Raw genomic sequence first — 16,275 nt, forward strand, 5'->3', positions numbered from 1 at the left:
CGATGGCCCGCGACGCAAGCTCCTGGGATGAGTCCGATGTCCGGATCCGCCCCAACAAGAAGGGCACACGCCCCCGCACGAAGGACCGCCCCAGCCACGACGACGCCGTGATCGGACGCATCATCACGGTCGACCGCGGCCGCTACACCGCGATCGTGGGCGAAAGCTCGGACAACGAGCGCATCGTCATTGCGGCCCGCGCCCGGGAACTGAGGCGCTCCCCCGTGGTTCCCGGAGACTTCGTGGCCCTCGTCGGCGATGTGTCCGGAGCCCCGGACACCCTCGCCCGCCTCGTGCGCGTCGAGGAGCGAAAGACCCTCCTGCGACGAAGCGCCGACGACACGGATCCGATCGAACGGGCCGTCGTCGCCAACGCCGACCAGCTCGTCGTGGTGGTTGCGTCCGCCAACCCGGAGCCGCGCACCGGATTCATCGACCGCGCCTTGGTGGCGGCGTACGACGCCGGAATCGAGCCGCTGCTGCTCGTCACCAAAGCGGACGTCAAGGACCCGACGGAATTGCTCGCCAACTATGTGAGCCTTGGCTTCCCCATCATCATCAGCCGGACGGCCGACGCCGGCGCCTCCGGCATCGATGCCCGTTCCGACGACGGCTTGTCCGCCCGACTTGATGGCGACGCCGTCGGCCAGTTGCGGGACTACCTCGACGGCAAGGTCACCGTGCTCCTGGGCCATTCCGGCGTCGGGAAGTCCACGATGGTGAATGCCCTCACCGGCGCCGAGCGCGCCACGGGCGGGGTCAACGCCGTGACGGGTCGGGGACGGCACACTTCGTCCTCTGCCCTCGCACTGAAGCTCAGCGACGCCCCCGGTGGCAGCTGGATCATCGATACACCCGGCATCCGCTCCTTCGGCCTCGCCCACGTGAACCCGGACCGCATCCTGCATGCCTTCCCGGACCTCGAACCCGGAACGGAGATGTGCGAGCGAGGCTGCAAGCACGATGCCTCCGCGGTTCGATGCGGACTGGATTCCTGGGTCGCCGATGGCCACGCCGGCGAGGCAGGTCCGGCCCGTTTGGCGTCGTTGCGCCGCCTCCTCGGTGCGGACCCGCGCATGGAAGCCCAAGAGGCGAAGGAACTGGGCACGGTCAACTAACAGCACGGTCAACTAACTGCGCGATTGCCGTCCTACATCCCCGGCTCACCGGCGAAGAGACGGTAGTTTGGAACCATGACCCAACCCGATTCGAGCTACAACGACGACCTGCGGCTGGCACACGTCCTGGCCGACTCCGTCGATTCCCTGACAATGGAGCGGTTCAAGGCACTCGACCTCCAGGTCGAGACCAAACCCGACCTGAGCCCCGTCACCGATGCCGACAAAGCAGCCGAGGAAGCAATCCGTGGGCAGCTCTCCCGTTCCCGCCCCCGCGACGCCGTCCTCGGGGAAGAATTCGGCAGCACGGGCCACGGCTCGAGGCGTTGGATCATCGATCCCATTGACGGGACCAAGAACTTCGTGCGTGGCGTACCCGTCTGGGCCACGCTGATCGCCCTCGTGGACGAGGGCGAGGTAGTAGTGGGGCTCGTGAGCGCTCCGGCGCTCGGCAAGCGTTGGTGGGCGGCCAAGGGCTCGGGCGCCTACATGGGCCGATCGCTCGCCGCAGCCACCCGGTTGAAGGTTTCCAACGTGTCGCGGCTCGAAGACGCGTCGCTCTCCTACTCCGAGCTTTCCGAGTGGAAGCAGCACGATAAGCTGGACAACTTCCTGGGCCTCGAGAACGATGTCTGGCGTAGCCGTGCCTACGGTGACTTCTGGTCCTACTGCCTCGTGGCTGAGGGCGCCGTGGACATCGCCGCCGAGCCGGAACTCCAGGTCTACGACATGGCGGCCTTGGTGCCGATCGTGACGGAAGCCGGCGGGCGCTTCACGTCCCTGGACGGCGCCGATGGTCCCTTCGGCGGAAACGCCGTGGCCACTAACTCAATCCTGCACTCCGAGGTCCTCAAGAGACTCAACCCCGAGCTCGACGACCTCCTCTAGTCCACTCTCTCCACTGAATAAACGACGGCGGACACCCACTTTTGGGGGTGTCCGCCGCTTTTTCTTCGGCAGAAGGCATATTTTTGCGGCGGTGTAATAATCCGCTTAACAATCGCCGGTCACATTGGAATGAGCCTTGCCGGTGTCCTACGCTCTTTACAGGTCACGAGTGCCAGCGCGAAACCCCGGTTTGCTGGCCGGCAACCCTCCATCGCGGCGGGGTGCCCCGGGTGACGACCCGGCCGGTCCGGAACGGATGCGGCAAGCGCGGACCCCCTGCACGCAGGGGTCCCTCTTGAGTGAGGTCCCATGAGCACAGCCACATTTACTTCCCCGGTTCTTTCGGTGAACAACGAATCTGCACAGCACCGCGGTGAAACCCTCCCCCGGGCATCGCGCCCACTCGCCGCGGTCACCGGCGCGGAGTTGCAGGCACCCCTGATCCAGGGCGGCCACATTCGCTACGCCAACCTTGACTACGGCGCTTCCGCACCTGCCCTGACGGTGGTTTCCGCGTACCTCAACGAGATCCTGCCGTACTACGCGAGCGTCCACCGCGGCGCGGGCTATGCCTCCCAAATCAGCACCTCGGTCTACGAGAACGCCCGCAACATCGTCCGTGACTTCGTTGGCGGGCGGCCGGACGATTCGGTCATTTTCACGCGCAACACCACCGACTCCCTCAATCTGCTGGCCGGCTGCTTGCCGGTTGAAGACGGTCGACACATTGGCGAAGTCCTTTACCTGGACATCGAGCACCACGCCAATCTCCTCCCGTGGCAAAGTGTCCCACACCGCAGCATCGTTGCCGTGGGAACGTTGTCCGAGACCGTCGGCAATGTCCGCACGGCCCTCTCCCACGGTGGCGTCAGCCTCCTGGCCGTCACCGGCGCGTCAAACGTGACCGGTGAAATCCTCCCCATCAAGGAACTCGCTGCCTTGGCCCACGAATTCGGCGCGCGGATTGTGGTGGACGCGGCGCAACTCGCCCCCCACCGCAGAATCGACATCGCCGCAGCGGAGGTCGACTACTTGGTTTTCTCGGGGCACAAGCTTTATGCACCGTTCGGCGCAGGTGTCCTGGTGGGCCGTCCCGACTGGCTCGACGCCGGCACGCCGCACCTGGCCGGAGGCGGCGCCGTCCGCGAAGCGCGCCTCGATTCCGTCAGCTGGGCCACAGGACCGGCCAGGCACGAAGGCGGGTCGCCGAACGTACTCGGCGCGGCCACTCTCGCCCGGGCCACGCAGGTCATCGCCGGCCTCGACCACGATGAATGGCACGCCCACGAGGCAGCCATCCGCTCGCACCTGGTCGAGGGCCTCAAGCAAATCGACGGCGTGACGGTGCACCAGATCTTCAGCGACACCGATCCCCAGGACACCATCGGCGTCGTGAACTTCTCGCTCCAGGGCTACGACGCCGGACTTGTGGCTGCCTATCTTGCGGCCGAGCACGGCATCGGCCTGCGCGACGGACGCTTTTGCGCCCACCCGCTGCTCAAGCGCCTCGGACTACCTTCCGGATCACTTCGAGCCAGTTTCGGCGTGGGCTCGCGCTTGGAAGACGCCACCCGGCTCATTGCGGGCATCCAGGCGCTCAAGAGCAACGGCCTCGGTTGGGACTACGTAGTGGATGCCGGCCGCTGGGTACCGGCGAACGACCACCGCAGCTACCCGGAGTGGGCTCCCAACACTCCAGGGACCGCAGGAGCCGCTCCCTGCAGCACCGACTGATTGCGGTAGATTCGTAGGGTATTTTTCCTGTCCTACGAAGGAGTTCCCGCGTGGCCACGCGACCCAAAGGCACGTCAGCCGGCCCCAAGCTCTATGAGGAACGGCGCCTTGAACTCGGCCGGAGTTTCCAGGACGGCGGAGAACACTATGATCGTGTCCGGCCCGGCTACCCTGCGGATTCGGCGGACTGGCTGCTGCCGGAAGGCGCCCGGGACGCGGCAGACATCGGCGCCGGCACCGGAAAGTTCACTGCGCTCTTCGTCGAGCGCGGGCTAGCGGTGTCCGCAGTGGACCCCTCCATGGACATGCTCACCCAGCTCCGCAAAACGTATCCACAAGTGGTCGCCCTGAAGGGCACGGCCGAAGCAACTGGGCTGGCGGACTCAGCATTCGACGTCGTCAGCGTTGCCCAGGCCTGGCATTGGTGCGATCCCCTCGCCGCGAGCACCGAGATCGCCCGGATCCTTAGACCCCAGGGCACTATCGGCTTGATCTGGAACCAAATGGACACTTCGGTGCCCTGGGTCCATCGTTTGACCCGCATCATGCATGCGGGCGATGTCCATAAACCGGACTTCCGGCCTGTGGTGGGCCCGGAGTTCGCGGACCTCGAAAGTCACGTGACACGTTGGGAGGATCCCGTGACTCCGGCCGATATCCTCGAACTTGTGAAGTCGCGCAGCTACTACCTGAGGGCGAATGACGCCACCCGGGCAAAGGTCATGGGCAACCTTCAGTGGTACCTCTTCGAACATCTGGGCCATTCCGAGGGCGAGGTCATCCCATTGCCTTATCTCACGCAGAGCTGGCGCGCGCGGAAAGTCTGATTCGGCCGGTACGCGATAGGCTTGGAACCGTGAAGACCAGTGCGCCCTCCTCCTCGATCGAGGACTACGTCAAGGTCATCTACTCCTTTACGGAGTGGCAGGACAAACCCATCACCTCCTCGCAGCTCGCGCAGCGGCTCGGTGTCGCGAATTCCTCCGTCTCTGAGATGGTCCGCAAGCTCAAGGACCAAGGCCTGGTGGACCACCAGCCGTACAGCGCCATTACTTTGACTCCCCAGGGCATACAGCTGGCCCTGGGCATGGTCCGCCGGCACCGCCTGATCGAGACCTACCTCGTGAGGGAGTTGGGCTACAGCTGGGATGAAGTCCACGACGAGGCCGAGATGCTCGAGCACGCCGTCTCGGACACCTTCATCGATCGCATGGCCGCCAAGCTGGGCAACCCCGGACGCGATCCCCATGGTGACCCCATCCCCGCCGCGGACGGTTCGGTGAGCCTGCCGCATGCGCACCGGATGATCGAGCTCGACGACGGCCATTCCGGGAAGATCACCCGGATCAGCGACGAAAACCCGGAGCTGCTGCGGTACCTGTCTGCCGAGGAAATCGACCTCGATGCCAGCATCGAGGTGATTGGCCGCAAACCTTTCGGCGGTGCGCTGGTGGTGCGGATCGGAAAAGGTCCGGGCAGCCGCGACTACGATCTCGCCGATGAAGTCGCTTCGGCGCTCTGGGTGGCCACGGACGCCGTCCACGAAGGCTGCGTCCTCGCGGAACGCTGACGAAAACCGTCAGGCGCGCTGGGCAGCCGTCCCGCCGTCGTCGGCGGCTGGACCGTCCGGAGAGTCCATCACCGCAGCGCCCAAGACCGGGTTCCGGATCCCGACGGCGGATGCCGCCGCCCCGAGGAAGAACAGCACAGCGGTGACCACCACGGCGTTCATAAGACCTTGGCGGGTGAAGACCGGGCCGATGATGAGCCCGGCAAATGCGATGCAGATCAAGCCTGCGATGCGGGCCACGGCGTTGTTCACTGCGGAGCCGATCCCTGCCTCTTCGGTGGGTACCGCGCCCAGGATAGCCGCGGTGAGGGGCGCCACCAAGGTGCTGAGTCCGATCCCGAAGACGATCTGCCCGGGCAGCACCTGGGTCCAGTAGTTCAAGGGCTCCTGGACGGCCAACGTCATGAGAAAACCGACTCCACAGATGAACGGCCCTGCCGTCATGAACCACCGCGGACCGTATTTGCCGGCCAGTCCGCCGAAAAATGAGGCCGTGAGCATCAGGAGGACCGTCGCGGGGAGCAACGCAATGCCCGCCGTGGTTGCTTTCATCCCTCCCACTTGCTGCAAGTAGATGCCTACGGCGAAGAAGCCGAGGGACAGGGCGCCGTAAATGGCCAGCGTGGCGATGTTTCCCCAACCGAAATTACGGATTCCGAAGAGCCGCAGGGGCAGCATTGGTTCCGGGGTCCTGGCTTCGTGGATCAGGAAGAGGACCAGGCCAACGGCTCCGACGGCGAGCGGCATCCAGACCACCATGTTGCTCCAGCCCATGCGCCCTTGTTCGATGAAAGCGTAGACCGGGCCACCGAGTCCCACCATGGCCAGGAATGCGCCGAGGTAGTCGATTTTCTTGCTCGTGTCCGTCGCGGCATCGGACTTCCGCAGCCCGGCGAGGATCGGCCAGACGGCGACGGCCGGAACCACATTGATGAAGAAGATGATGCGCCAGGACAGCAGATCGACGGATGCGCCGCCGATCAGCGGGGCGACGATCGCGGCCGCGCTGGTCCAGCCGGACCATTGGCCGATTGCCTTGGACTGCGCTGGCCCGGAGAAGAACGTGACGATCATGGCGAGGGAACTCGGGACAAGCAGCGCCCCGGCGATCCCCTGCAGGGCCCTTGACACCACCAGCACCTCCCCGTTCCACGCAAGGCCGCACGTGACGGAGGTGAGGGTGAAGCCGGCGAGTCCCCATTCCAGGATGCGGGCGCGGCCGAAGTGGTCGGACAGGGATCCGGCGACGAGGATCAGCGCGCCCAGGGTCAAAAGGTAGGCATCCACCACCCATTGCTGGATGACAAGTCCACCACCCAGTTCGCGGCCAATCGCCGGGAGTGCGAGGTTCACCACGAAGCCATCCAAAATGGCGATGAAAGAAGCCACAATAGCCACAACAAGGACCCGCTTTTGGAGCGGAGTACTTGGCAGCAGGGCCGCTGCGTCGGTCATGAGCACAGCCTACGCCTGCTTGTCCGCTCTCGTCCGGATTCCCCGTCCGATCCTGCCACGGCGAAAGTCCCGTATCGTTGAATGGTGATTAGCAGACGTGACGCCGCATTGGCCCTTGATATTTCGATGGAAATGGCCCAACGCCACGGCATCCCCTCCAGGCTTTCACAAGCCGAGCTGAGCGAGCTGCAAGACAATCCGCCGCAGTGGCTCGTCCAATCCCGCGCCAACCGCACCGGGAAGCGTCCTGTGTGGGTGCACTTGAGCTGCGTCGTGTGCGGTTACACCGAGGCTGCGCGTCCCAAGAAATGGTGGCCGGAGTTCACCTACGTTTTCTGTGGCCACCACCGGAACAGCGAGGTTCCCGGGATCCTGCCCGGAGAGGTCCGCAGCGAGTACGAAGGAATCGGCTCGCGGTTCGTGGGCATTGTGGACGTCCCGGCCTCCGAAGCCTAAACACCTGAGCGTTTGGGGTCGGTTGATTTCGCCTGAAACAGGCGTAACTTACAAGGAGAGGGCCTTTCAGGACCCTCTTTGCAGGATCTTCACGAAAGATCCGTAGTTAGGGAGCATGACATGCCTGACAAAGCGCCGCACCAGCACGAGACGAAAAAGAGTATGAAGACCATCAAGGAGAAACGGGCAGTGAAGCGTGCCAAGCACGAATCCGACGCCGCTGTGGATCCGGTGGCCCATTTGAGGATGCGGAAGAAGTAGCAAAAAGCCGGAGCCAACTTGGCCCCGGCTTTTTAGCTGAATGGTTCCCGTCGTGACCCCGGCTCCTCACGAATCCGCGTCAGTCATTTCGCTGGGCACGGCGACAATTGCGTGGACTTTGCCGTCGCGCAGGACCGTGAGCAGGAACGGCTCCCCAATGGCCTGCGAGAACAAGAGCTTTTGAAGGCTCTCGGCGCTGGAAACGGCCCGCGACTGTGCGCTGAGGACCAGGTCTCCAGCAAGTATTCCCGCCCGCTCCGCCGGAGATCCGGCGATGACTTCCACCACCCGAAGCGCTTCCTTCTGGCCTGTCCGGATCACCGCATTCGCGTCCAACGGAATAGGGGTGCTCACCAAGCCAAGGTACGCCCGGCGGACCCGGCCGTCCTTCAGCAGGGCGGCGATGATCCGTTGGGTGGTGGTGTTGATGGGTACTGCGAGTCCAAGGCCGAGGCCAGCCACGGCGGTGTTGATTCCCACAATCCGTCCCTTGGTGTCGGCCAAGGCTCCCCCGGAATTGCCCGGGTTCAACGCGGCGTCGGTCTGGATAACGTCCTCAATGACCCTGCTGTGCCGTCCGGACCTGACCGGGATGGAACGCCCGAGCCCGCTGACGACGCCCGCGGTCACGGATCCAGCCAACCCCAGCGGGTTTCCCACGGCGATGACCAATTGGCCTACGTGCAGCGACTCCGCGTTGCCCAGGATAGCCGGCGGCGGCGTGTGATGGCCCCGGACGATGGCGAGATCGGACAAGGGATCCGCACCGACGAGTTCGACGTCGGTGTGGGTTCCGTCAGCGAAGATTGCCCGCCCGGAGCGAAGGCCCGAGACCACGTGGGCGTTGGTCAGCATATAACCGTCCCCCGTGAACACGACAGCCGATCCACTTCCGATCCTGACCTGCCCGTTCCTGCGGGCGCTGCTCATCTCCAAAGCTGCGACATGCGGCGTGACCGTCTCTGCGACGTGCATCACTGTCCGCGAGTAGGCGTCCAAGGCTTCGTCATCCGACGGGGCGTCAGGGATGTCCTCGGGAAATACTTGTTCCGGCAACGTACTCATCGTGCACCTCCTGTAACCGGTGGTGTCTATATCAACGAATACGCCGCTTCGGTTAGTCCGTTCCGTCCTACGCCGTGGGTGAACTCCGTCACGCCGCTGATGATGGGGAACCCAACTCCACGACGCCTAACCCCATAATGCCTTGCGCAGCAGCGCCTTGAGCTGGGCGGCTTCCCGGTCGTCCAGCGCGGCCAACACTTCGGATTCCGCATGGCGGGCCGCAATGGCCGCTTGGGCGAGCAGTTCGCTTCCCTTCGGCGTTGCAGTCACTGTCTTGGCCCGGCGGTCCTGATTGCCCGGCGCCCTGGCCACGAGTTTCCGCTTTTCCAGATCATCCACCAAGGCGACGATCTGGCTGGGGTCGAGGCTGAGGAAGTCCGCCAACTCCCGCTGGGTGGGCTCCAGGCCGCTGTTGGCCAGGATCAGCACTGAGTACGACCTCACCTTGAGGTCGAACTCAGCAAGCACGCGGTTGTTCACTGCCGAGCCGCCGGCGTGGAGCTTGGCCAGAAGGAAACCCACGTCGTGGCTGATCGGAGCGGCGGCCAGGCGGTCCTTCGTGGCGGCCCGTTGCTCGTCCTGCGTCTCGATCGTCATAACAGACTCCAATAATCTTCAAAATCAATCGTTGACATTTTCAACTATACGTAATTTCATGGATACAGAACAGCATCCCACGCCGAAGGCTTGGATGCACGGGGATCGAGCAAAGGAGCAGCGATGAGCCTGTCAGGAAAAGTAGCGATTGTCACCGGAAGCGGCCGTGGCCTGGGTCTGGCGTACGCCCGGGAACTCGCCCGTCAAGGCGCGGCGGTAGTCATCAACGACGTCGACGCCGACGTGGCCGGCGAAGCGGTCCGGACCATCGAGGCCGACGGCGGCCGGGCAGTCGCCGTCGTCGCTCCCGTAGGCAGCACAGAAGCAGCGAAGCAGCTGGTGGACGCAGCCGTCACGGAATTCGGCCGCCTGGACATTCTCGTCACCAACGCCGGCATCCTGCGGGACAAGAGCCTGCTGAAGATGACGGACGAAGACTTCGACCTGGTCATCAACGTCCACCTCCGCGGCACCTTCACGTGCGCCCGAGAAGCTTTCGGCTACTTCAAGGAAAACGGGATTGCCGGCCGCATCATCGCCATCGGCTCCCCGACCGGGCAGCGCGGCAACTTCGGGCAAACAAACTACGCCGCCGCAAAGGCCGGAATCGTGGGCATGGTCCGGACCTGGGCACTGGAAATGAAGAAGGCCGGCGTCACTGCCAACGCGGTCATCCCCGTAGCCGCCACGGCCATGACCAAGACCATCCCGTACTTCCGCAGAGCGGTGGAGGCGGACGAACGCAGCGAGGCCATGCCGCGTTTCTTCCGCCATGAGCTCGGTTTTGGGACGGCCGACGACGTCTCCGGACTCATTGCCTTCCTCGCCTCCGACGAAGCGGCCGGAATCACCGGCCAAGCCATCGGCGCCGGAGGTGACCGCCTCCAGCTCTGGACCCACCCCGAAGCCGCCGCCACCGAATACCGCGAGGGCGGGTGGGGATACCAGGACCTTCTGGAGAACTTCGGCCCGTTGTTCGCAGACAAGCTGCAAAGCGTCGGCGAGGAATTCCTGCCGCTCCCGGCAGAACTGCACCCCGAAACCGCCGCGGCACAGGTGCGCTGACATGGCCGCACAGCGTTACGAACTCGGCATCGACGCCGCAAAACTTGACGCGATCGACATGCACGTCCACCTCGAAGTGGACGGCTACGGCCACGAATCCCTTCCAGCGGCCCTGACGGAGGCTTCAGCCAAGTACTTCAAGGCCGAGGACCGCACACCCTCGCTGGACCGGATCGCCGAGGTCTACCGGGGACTGAACATGGCCGCCGTCGTGTTCACCGTGGACGCCCGCACGCAACTCAAGCACGAGCCCAACAGCATCCCCGAGCTGATCGCGGGGGCAGCAAGGAACAACGACGTGCTGATCCCGTTCGGCAGCGTGGATCCCCGCACCGGCGCCGAGGCCATCCAGGGCGCCAAACATCAGGCCATCGACCTGGGCGCCCGCGGCTTCAAGTTCCATCCGAGCCTGCAGGGCTTCGATCCCTCCAACGAACAGTTCTACCCACTTTGGGAGACGCTGCAGGAACTGGGCCTTCCGGCCATCTTCCACACAGGCCAGAACGGCATGGGCGCGGGCCTTCCTGGAGGCTACGGCATCAAGCTGGCCTACTCCAACCCGCTCCTGCTCGACGCCGTGGCCGCCGACTTCCCCGGGCTGCAGATCATCATGGCCCACCCCTCGGTGCCCTGGCAGGACGAGGCCAACTCCATCGCCACGCACAAATCCAACGTGTTCATCGATCTCTCCGGCTGGTCCCCCAAATATTTCCCCGAGTCGCTGGTGCGCATGTGCAACTCGGTGCTGCAGGAAAAAGTCCTTTTCGGCACGGACTTCCCGCTCATCACCCCGCAGAAATGGCTGGCCGCCTTCGCCGAGCTCCCGCTCAAGGACGAGGTCCGGCCCAAGATCCTCAAGGACAATGCCGTGCGGCTGCTCGGATTGGACGGCTGACATGAGCCTGGGAACCCATGTGGAGACCGCGGTTACAGAACGCCTCTACGACGTCTCCGACTACTACGACGCCGAGTCCCTCCTCACCGAGGACGAGCGCCGGGTACTGAGTCGGCTGCGCGACTTCCTGGACCGCGAAGCGAAGCCACTGTTGGCCGACTACTGGGAGCGCGGCGAGTTCCCTGCGCGGTTGGCCCAGCCGCTCATCGACCTGGACCTCATGGAACCGGCGGAGCTGACTGTTCACGGTCCCGCCCGGGGTATCTACCAAGGCTTCAGGATCTTCGAACTCGCCCGCACGGATGCTTCGCTGGCCACGTGGTACACGGCGCAAGCCGGCCTCTTCCGCACCGCCATCCGGGTGGGCGCCTCGGAGGAACAGCAGCGCGAGTGGATGCCGCGTATCATCGATTTCTCGCTCAAGGGCGTCTTTTCCCTGACGGAACCGGAGTCCGGATCGGACATTGCCGGCGGACTCTCCACCACCGCACGGCGCGATCCCGACGGCGACGGCGATGCCTGGGTGCTCGACGGTGCCAAGCGCTGGATCGGGGGCGCTTCGACGGCCGATGTCCTCGCGGTGTTCGCCCGGGATGTCGCCGACGGACAGGTCAAGGCCTTTCTCGTGGACCGCGAAGCCGCCGGGGTGACTTTGGAGAAGATCCACGGGAAGACCTCCTTGCGAATGATGCAGAACGCCCACATCACGCTCGACGGCGTCCGGGTCCCCGAGTCCATGCGCCTGCACAACGTGAACTCCTTCAAGGACGTGGCGGCAATGCTCCGGGCCATGCGCTCCGATGTCGCCTGGATCGCCACCGGCATCCAGGCCGGCGCCTTCGAAGCAGCCCTCCGCTACGTCCGCGAGCGCCAACAGTTCGGCCGCCCGTTGGGTTCCTTCCAACTGGTGCAGGAGAAGCTGGCCCGGATGCTTGGCAACCTCACCGCAAGCTTGTCCCTCGTGGTCAGGTTGACCGAACAACAGGCGCGCGGGGTCTACCGAGACCAGGACTCCGCGCTGGCCAAGATGCAAAGCTGCGTGGCCATGCGGGAAACAGTCGCAATGGCGCGCGAGCTGGCGGGCGGCAACGGAATCACACTCGAGAGTGATGTTGCCCGGTTCCACGCCGACGCCGAAGCCGTCTATTCCTACGAAGGAACGCACGAAATCAACGCCCTGATCGTGGGGCGCGCGCTTACGGGCGAGAGCGCCTTCACCCGCTAGCCCCGCACTCTCTTCACCCACCACAACCACCAGGAGGCAACAATGCCCAATCTCGTCGTCGACTTCGACAAACTGCTCACCCTCGCCGGAACCGATCTCGGCGTCACCGAATACCGCGAAATCACCCAGGAGCAGATCAACAAGTTCGCGGACGCCACCGGGGATGACCAGTGGATCCATGTCGATCCGGAACGCGCCAAGGACGGCCCGTTCGGCGCCCCGATCGCCCACGGCTTCCTCACGCTCTCGCTTATCATCCCGTTCTGGGGCGAGCTGTTCGACGTCGAAGGCGTCACCACCAAGGTGAACTACGGCCTCGACAAGGTCCGTTTCACGTCCCCGGTCAAAGTGGGGGCGCGGATCCGCATGCAGGCCACCATCGCCGAAGTCACCGAGGTCAAGGGCGGCGCCCAGATCAAAGTGTCCAACACCATCGAAATCGAAGGCCAGGAACGCCCCGCCGTCGTGGCCGAATTCCTCGCCCGTTTCTACAAATAGCCGCTACAAGGCACTCCCCCGACCCCTGCCTTAAGGAACAACGATGTCCCAAATATCGCAGCTTCAATCCATGGACGTGGCCACCAAACGCAAGGAAGCACGCACGGTCATTGCTTCCAGCTACCTGGGCAGCACCATCGAGTACTACGACTTCCTGCTCTATGCCACAGCCGCAGCCGTGGTCTTCCCCAAGGTCTTCTTCTCGGGAATGGACGACTGGGTGGGCGTCGTGGCCGCCTACGGAACTTTCGCCGCAGGATATGTGGCGCGCCCGCTGGGTGGAGTCATCTTCGGGCACTTCGGCGACAAGCTGGGACGCAAGGGAATGCTCATTGTCTCCATGTTGGTCATGGGCTTGGCTTCCGCGCTGATCGGCCTGGTCCCGGGCGCCTCCGTGGCCGGTCCGTGGGGCGCCGTGATGCTTGTGGTGCTCCGGGTCTTCCAGGGCATCGCGGTGGGCGGTGAGTGGGGCGGAGCCGCCTTGATGGCGTTGGAGCATTCGGAATCGGGGAAGCGCGGCTTCGCGGCCTCGTTCGTCAATGCCGGCGCGCCGTCGGGTGCCGTGCTGGGCACCCTCATCATGGGTGCCTTTTCGGCCTTGCCAAACTCCCAGTTCCTCGCCTGGGGCTGGCGCGTTCCCTTCCTGCTCTCGTTTGTCTTGCTTGCGGTGGGCATGTTCGTCCGGCTCAAAGTTTCGGAGAGCCCCATCTTCAAAGCCGCCATCGAACAGGAAAGGGTGGCCCGGAACGCTGACAACCGTGCCGCCGCGAAGCCCGTCATCCCGCTCCTCCAGGTGCTGCGCCGGCCCAGGACCTTGATCTTCACCATGCTCGCTGGGGCTGCCGGCTTCGCCCTCCAAGTGGTGCTGGCAACGTTCGCGGTCACCTTCGCCGTCTCCAAGGGCGCCGACCGCCAAGGCGTGCTGTACGCCTTCGCGGCCGCTTCTTTCATTTCCATCGCCTTCGTGGTCCTGGGCGGCAGGCTCTCCGACAAACTGGGCCGCAGGCCCGTGATGATCGGCGGGCTCGTGCTCTTCATCGCCTATCTGATCCCGATGTTCCAGCTGTTGTCCTCGAACAACATCCTCCTGGTCTTCGTCGCCTTCACCATCGGCCTGATGATCCACTCAACACTCTTCGGGCCACTGGCCGCCTTCGTCTCCGAGCAGTTCGGCACCACGTCCCGCTATACGGGAGCCTCGCTCGGCTACCAGCTCGCGACGCTCCTCGGCGCGGGCTTCACGCCGGGGATCGTGGCCCAGATCTTCAAGGACTCCGGCCAGAACACCGGCTCGGTGGTCTTCTACCTGGCTGCGATGTCCGTCGTCTCGATCATCTTCATCCTGTTGACCCGGGAACCGAAGAACAACGATTTGCAGACCGTCCGGCCTTGAGGCCGGGAAGGGTCTAGCTCGGGAATCAGAAAGGACCGTCATGGAGAATTTTGGCATCGGTTCGTGGCTGCAGCGCCGCCGCCCGAAGTCCGGAAGCAAGGTTGCACTGATCTTCGGAGACCGCCGACTCAGCTATGAGGAATTTGCGGAACGATCGGACAGGCTCGCCAACGCCCTCAGATCCGGGGGCGTGGCCAAGGGCGACAGGGTGGCCTATCTCGGGGAAAACCACCCCGCTTTCCTGGAAACGCTTTTTGCTTGTGGGCAGCTCGGGGCGATCTTCGTGCCCCTCAACACCCGATTGGCGCCGCCGGAGATCAATTTCCAGCTTGACGACAGCGGTGCCGTTGCGCTGATCCACTCAGCGAGCCTCGACGGCCTTGCGGCCAGCGGCGCGGAAGGCACCCGCGTGGGCCGGCGCGTCGTCGTCGGCGATTCCTTCCGGGGCGACAGTGGCGCCGCTTCCGGAAGCCAAACCCCGACGGCGGCGGAGGACTATGAGGACGTCGTCACCTCGGGAGCGGCCCGGCATCTGGATGAGGAAGTCGGACTCGATGACGGGGCCATGATCCTCTACACTTCCGGAACCACGGGACGCCCCAAGGGTGCATTGCTGACCCACGGGAACATCACCTGGAACTGCATCAACGTGATTGTCGACTTCGATTTCTCGTCCAGCGATGTAGCGCTCATGATCTCGCCGATGTTCCACGTCGCCTCGCTCGACATGGGGGTGTTGCCTACCCTGCTCAAGGGCGGGACCGTGGTCCTGGAGTCGAGGTTCGATCCCCAACGCACCCTGGAGCTCATCGAGCAGCACAGGGCCACCACCATCAGCGGGGTGCCCACCACCTACCAGATGCTCTGCGAGCACCCGGCCTGGCCGACGTCGGACCTTGGCTCCCTCAACAAGCTGACCTGCGGCGGATCGGCAGTTCCGATGCGCGTCCTGGAAGCGTACGAGGCGCGCGGACTGCACTTCTCCAATGGCTACGGAATGACCGAGACGGCGCCGGGCGCCACCACGCTGCCAGCCGCCAGGTCCCGGGACAAAGCGGGCTCTTCCGGGCTCCCGCACTTCTTCAGCGACGTCCGGATCGCCGACGTCGCAGGCGGCCTTGCCGGGCAGGGCGCGGTGGGCGAAATCCAGATCAAGGGTCCCAACGTCATCCACGAATACTGGAACCGGCCCGATGCCACGGCCGAATCGTATGAAGACGGCGGCTGGTTCAAGTCCGGAGACATGGGCTACAAGGACGCTGACGGATTTGTCTTCGTCTCGGACAGGCTCAAGGACATGATCATCTCGGGTGGCGAGAACATCTATCCTGCCGAGGTGGAACAAGCGATCAGTGAACTCGCCGCAGTAGGCAGCGTGGCAGTCATCGGCGTGCCGGACGAGAAGTGGGGAGAGGTGCCGCGTGCAGTGGTGGTTCTGCGCGAGGGAGCCTGTTTGACCGCGGACGAACTCAAGGAGCACCTGGCCGGCAGACTGGCCCGCTACAAAATCCCGAAGTCAGTGGTATTCGTGGACGACATGCCGCGAACGGCCAGTGGAAAGATCCGCAAGAGCGAACTCCGCCGGAGCACCGTATCCTGACGGGGCCGTCGGCACGTTGCGTGGCGGATCCGCAGTTCTTGCTCAGCCTCCCGTCTCGATAGGGAGGCATGACGCAGATCCACCGAGGGACGGTGCAGCGTCGGCAACGATCGCAGCGACGTGGGCCAGTGCCGAAGCCGCCAGACCGTCGTATACCTTTACGAAGATCTTGCGGGCTTCGACTGAACCGCGGCGAGCATGTCGCACCCGACCGCATCTACACCGTCGACGGCGGCCGCTAATACCGCCGTCGTGACCTTCTTGAGCTGGTTAACAACCCCACTCGACGGACCGGAATAGCGGTCGCGTAGGGGTCCCCGAAAACAAGTAGGGACTACTCAAGACAGCAATCGCCAGCAGTCCTAGCGTGTCGGACAGCGTCCATGCCGCAAGAGATGGGCGGATTGCAACGACTGGGCCCGGACTGGCGAGGGGCCGCAGCCAAAAAAGCAAGG

The 16,275-nt window shown here is 64.3% G+C and carries 16 protein-coding genes and 1 riboswitch; of the genes, 13 read left to right on the forward strand and 3 right to left on the reverse strand.

Going from position 1 to position 16,275, the window contains the following annotated elements:
* The first annotated feature begins 2 nt into the window (after positions 1-2).
* From rsgA to LFT47_RS14360, 5 genes are all read left to right on the forward strand, one after another.
* Positions 3-1,118, forward strand: a complete 1,116-nt coding sequence (gene rsgA / locus LFT47_RS14340; RefSeq protein WP_236811796.1) for a ribosome small subunit-dependent GTPase A — start codon at positions 3-5, stop codon at positions 1,116-1,118.
* A 75-nt stretch (positions 1,119-1,193) separates the two neighbouring features.
* The gene (gene hisN / locus LFT47_RS14345) at positions 1,194-2,006 is read left to right on the forward strand and encodes a histidinol-phosphatase (RefSeq protein ID WP_236811797.1); all 813 of its coding nucleotides are present in this window, start codon (positions 1,194-1,196) and stop codon (positions 2,004-2,006) included.
* Between the two features lie 161 nt (positions 2,007-2,167).
* Positions 2,168-2,280: riboswitch (SAM riboswitch) on the forward strand.
* 35 nt (positions 2,281-2,315) lie between these two features.
* Complete coding sequence (locus LFT47_RS14350) at positions 2,316-3,740, forward strand: aminotransferase class V-fold PLP-dependent enzyme (protein ID WP_236811798.1); 1,425 nt, start codon at positions 2,316-2,318, stop codon at positions 3,738-3,740.
* A gap of 50 nt (positions 3,741-3,790) precedes the next feature.
* Positions 3,791-4,567: a class I SAM-dependent methyltransferase gene (locus LFT47_RS14355; RefSeq protein ID WP_236811800.1), complete on the forward strand. Its 777-nt coding sequence runs from the start codon at positions 3,791-3,793 to the stop codon at positions 4,565-4,567.
* A gap of 29 nt (positions 4,568-4,596) precedes the next feature.
* Complete coding sequence (locus LFT47_RS14360; protein WP_236811802.1) at positions 4,597-5,310, forward strand: metal-dependent transcriptional regulator; 714 nt, start codon at positions 4,597-4,599, stop codon at positions 5,308-5,310.
* A 9-nt stretch (positions 5,311-5,319) separates the two neighbouring features.
* On the opposite strand, the gene LFT47_RS14365 is transcribed toward LFT47_RS14360, so the two are convergent.
* The gene (locus LFT47_RS14365; RefSeq protein WP_442863400.1) at positions 5,320-6,771 is read right to left on the reverse strand and encodes an MFS transporter; all 1,452 of its coding nucleotides are present in this window, start codon (positions 6,769-6,771) and stop codon (positions 5,320-5,322) included.
* A 75-nt stretch (positions 6,772-6,846) separates the two neighbouring features.
* Between LFT47_RS14365 and LFT47_RS14370 the strand changes: the two genes are divergently transcribed.
* Both LFT47_RS14370 and LFT47_RS14375 read left to right on the forward strand, forming a co-directional pair.
* A complete protein-coding gene (locus LFT47_RS14370) occupies positions 6,847-7,221 on the forward strand; it encodes a hypothetical protein (protein ID WP_236811805.1) in 375 nt (124 codons plus the stop codon).
* 120 nt (positions 7,222-7,341) lie between these two features.
* Complete coding sequence (locus LFT47_RS14375) at positions 7,342-7,482, forward strand: hypothetical protein (protein ID WP_236811808.1); 141 nt, start codon at positions 7,342-7,344, stop codon at positions 7,480-7,482.
* Positions 7,483-7,548: 66 nt separating this feature from the next.
* Here LFT47_RS14375 and LFT47_RS14380 read toward each other — a convergent pair whose 3' ends face one another.
* The gene (locus LFT47_RS14380) at positions 7,549-8,547 is read right to left on the reverse strand and encodes a S1C family serine protease (RefSeq protein WP_236811810.1); all 999 of its coding nucleotides are present in this window, start codon (positions 8,545-8,547) and stop codon (positions 7,549-7,551) included.
* A gap of 126 nt (positions 8,548-8,673) precedes the next feature.
* The gene (locus tag LFT47_RS14385; RefSeq protein ID WP_236811812.1) at positions 8,674-9,144 is read right to left on the reverse strand and encodes a MarR family winged helix-turn-helix transcriptional regulator; all 471 of its coding nucleotides are present in this window, start codon (positions 9,142-9,144) and stop codon (positions 8,674-8,676) included.
* A 123-nt stretch (positions 9,145-9,267) separates the two neighbouring features.
* On the opposite strand from LFT47_RS14385, the gene LFT47_RS14390 reads away from it, so the two are divergent.
* From LFT47_RS14390 to menE, 6 genes are read left to right on the forward strand one after another with little or no spacing between them, the layout of a single operon-like run.
* Positions 9,268-10,209 (forward strand): SDR family NAD(P)-dependent oxidoreductase, encoded by a 942-nt coding sequence (locus LFT47_RS14390; protein ID WP_236811814.1) that lies wholly within the window; start codon positions 9,268-9,270, stop codon positions 10,207-10,209.
* A gap of 1 nt (position 10,210) precedes the next feature.
* Positions 10,211-11,104: an amidohydrolase family protein gene (locus LFT47_RS14395; protein WP_236811816.1), complete on the forward strand. Its 894-nt coding sequence runs from the start codon at positions 10,211-10,213 to the stop codon at positions 11,102-11,104.
* A gap of 1 nt (position 11,105) precedes the next feature.
* Complete coding sequence (locus LFT47_RS14400; RefSeq protein WP_236811818.1) at positions 11,106-12,329, forward strand: acyl-CoA dehydrogenase family protein; 1,224 nt, start codon at positions 11,106-11,108, stop codon at positions 12,327-12,329.
* A 42-nt stretch (positions 12,330-12,371) separates the two neighbouring features.
* Positions 12,372-12,827 (forward strand): MaoC family dehydratase, encoded by a 456-nt coding sequence (locus tag LFT47_RS14405; RefSeq protein WP_236811820.1) that lies wholly within the window; start codon positions 12,372-12,374, stop codon positions 12,825-12,827.
* Positions 12,828-12,870: 43 nt separating this feature from the next.
* Positions 12,871-14,220 (forward strand): MFS transporter, encoded by a 1,350-nt coding sequence (locus LFT47_RS14410; RefSeq protein WP_236811822.1) that lies wholly within the window; start codon positions 12,871-12,873, stop codon positions 14,218-14,220.
* 40 nt (positions 14,221-14,260) lie between these two features.
* On the forward strand, positions 14,261-15,820 hold the full coding sequence (gene menE / locus LFT47_RS14415) for an o-succinylbenzoate--CoA ligase (protein ID WP_236811823.1): 1,560 nt from the start codon (positions 14,261-14,263) through the stop codon (positions 15,818-15,820).
* The last annotated feature ends 455 nt before the right edge of the window (positions 15,821-16,275 follow it).

The organism is Arthrobacter sp. FW306-2-2C-D06B, assembly GCF_021789175.1.
Classification (GTDB): domain Bacteria; phylum Actinomycetota; class Actinomycetes; order Actinomycetales; family Micrococcaceae; genus Arthrobacter.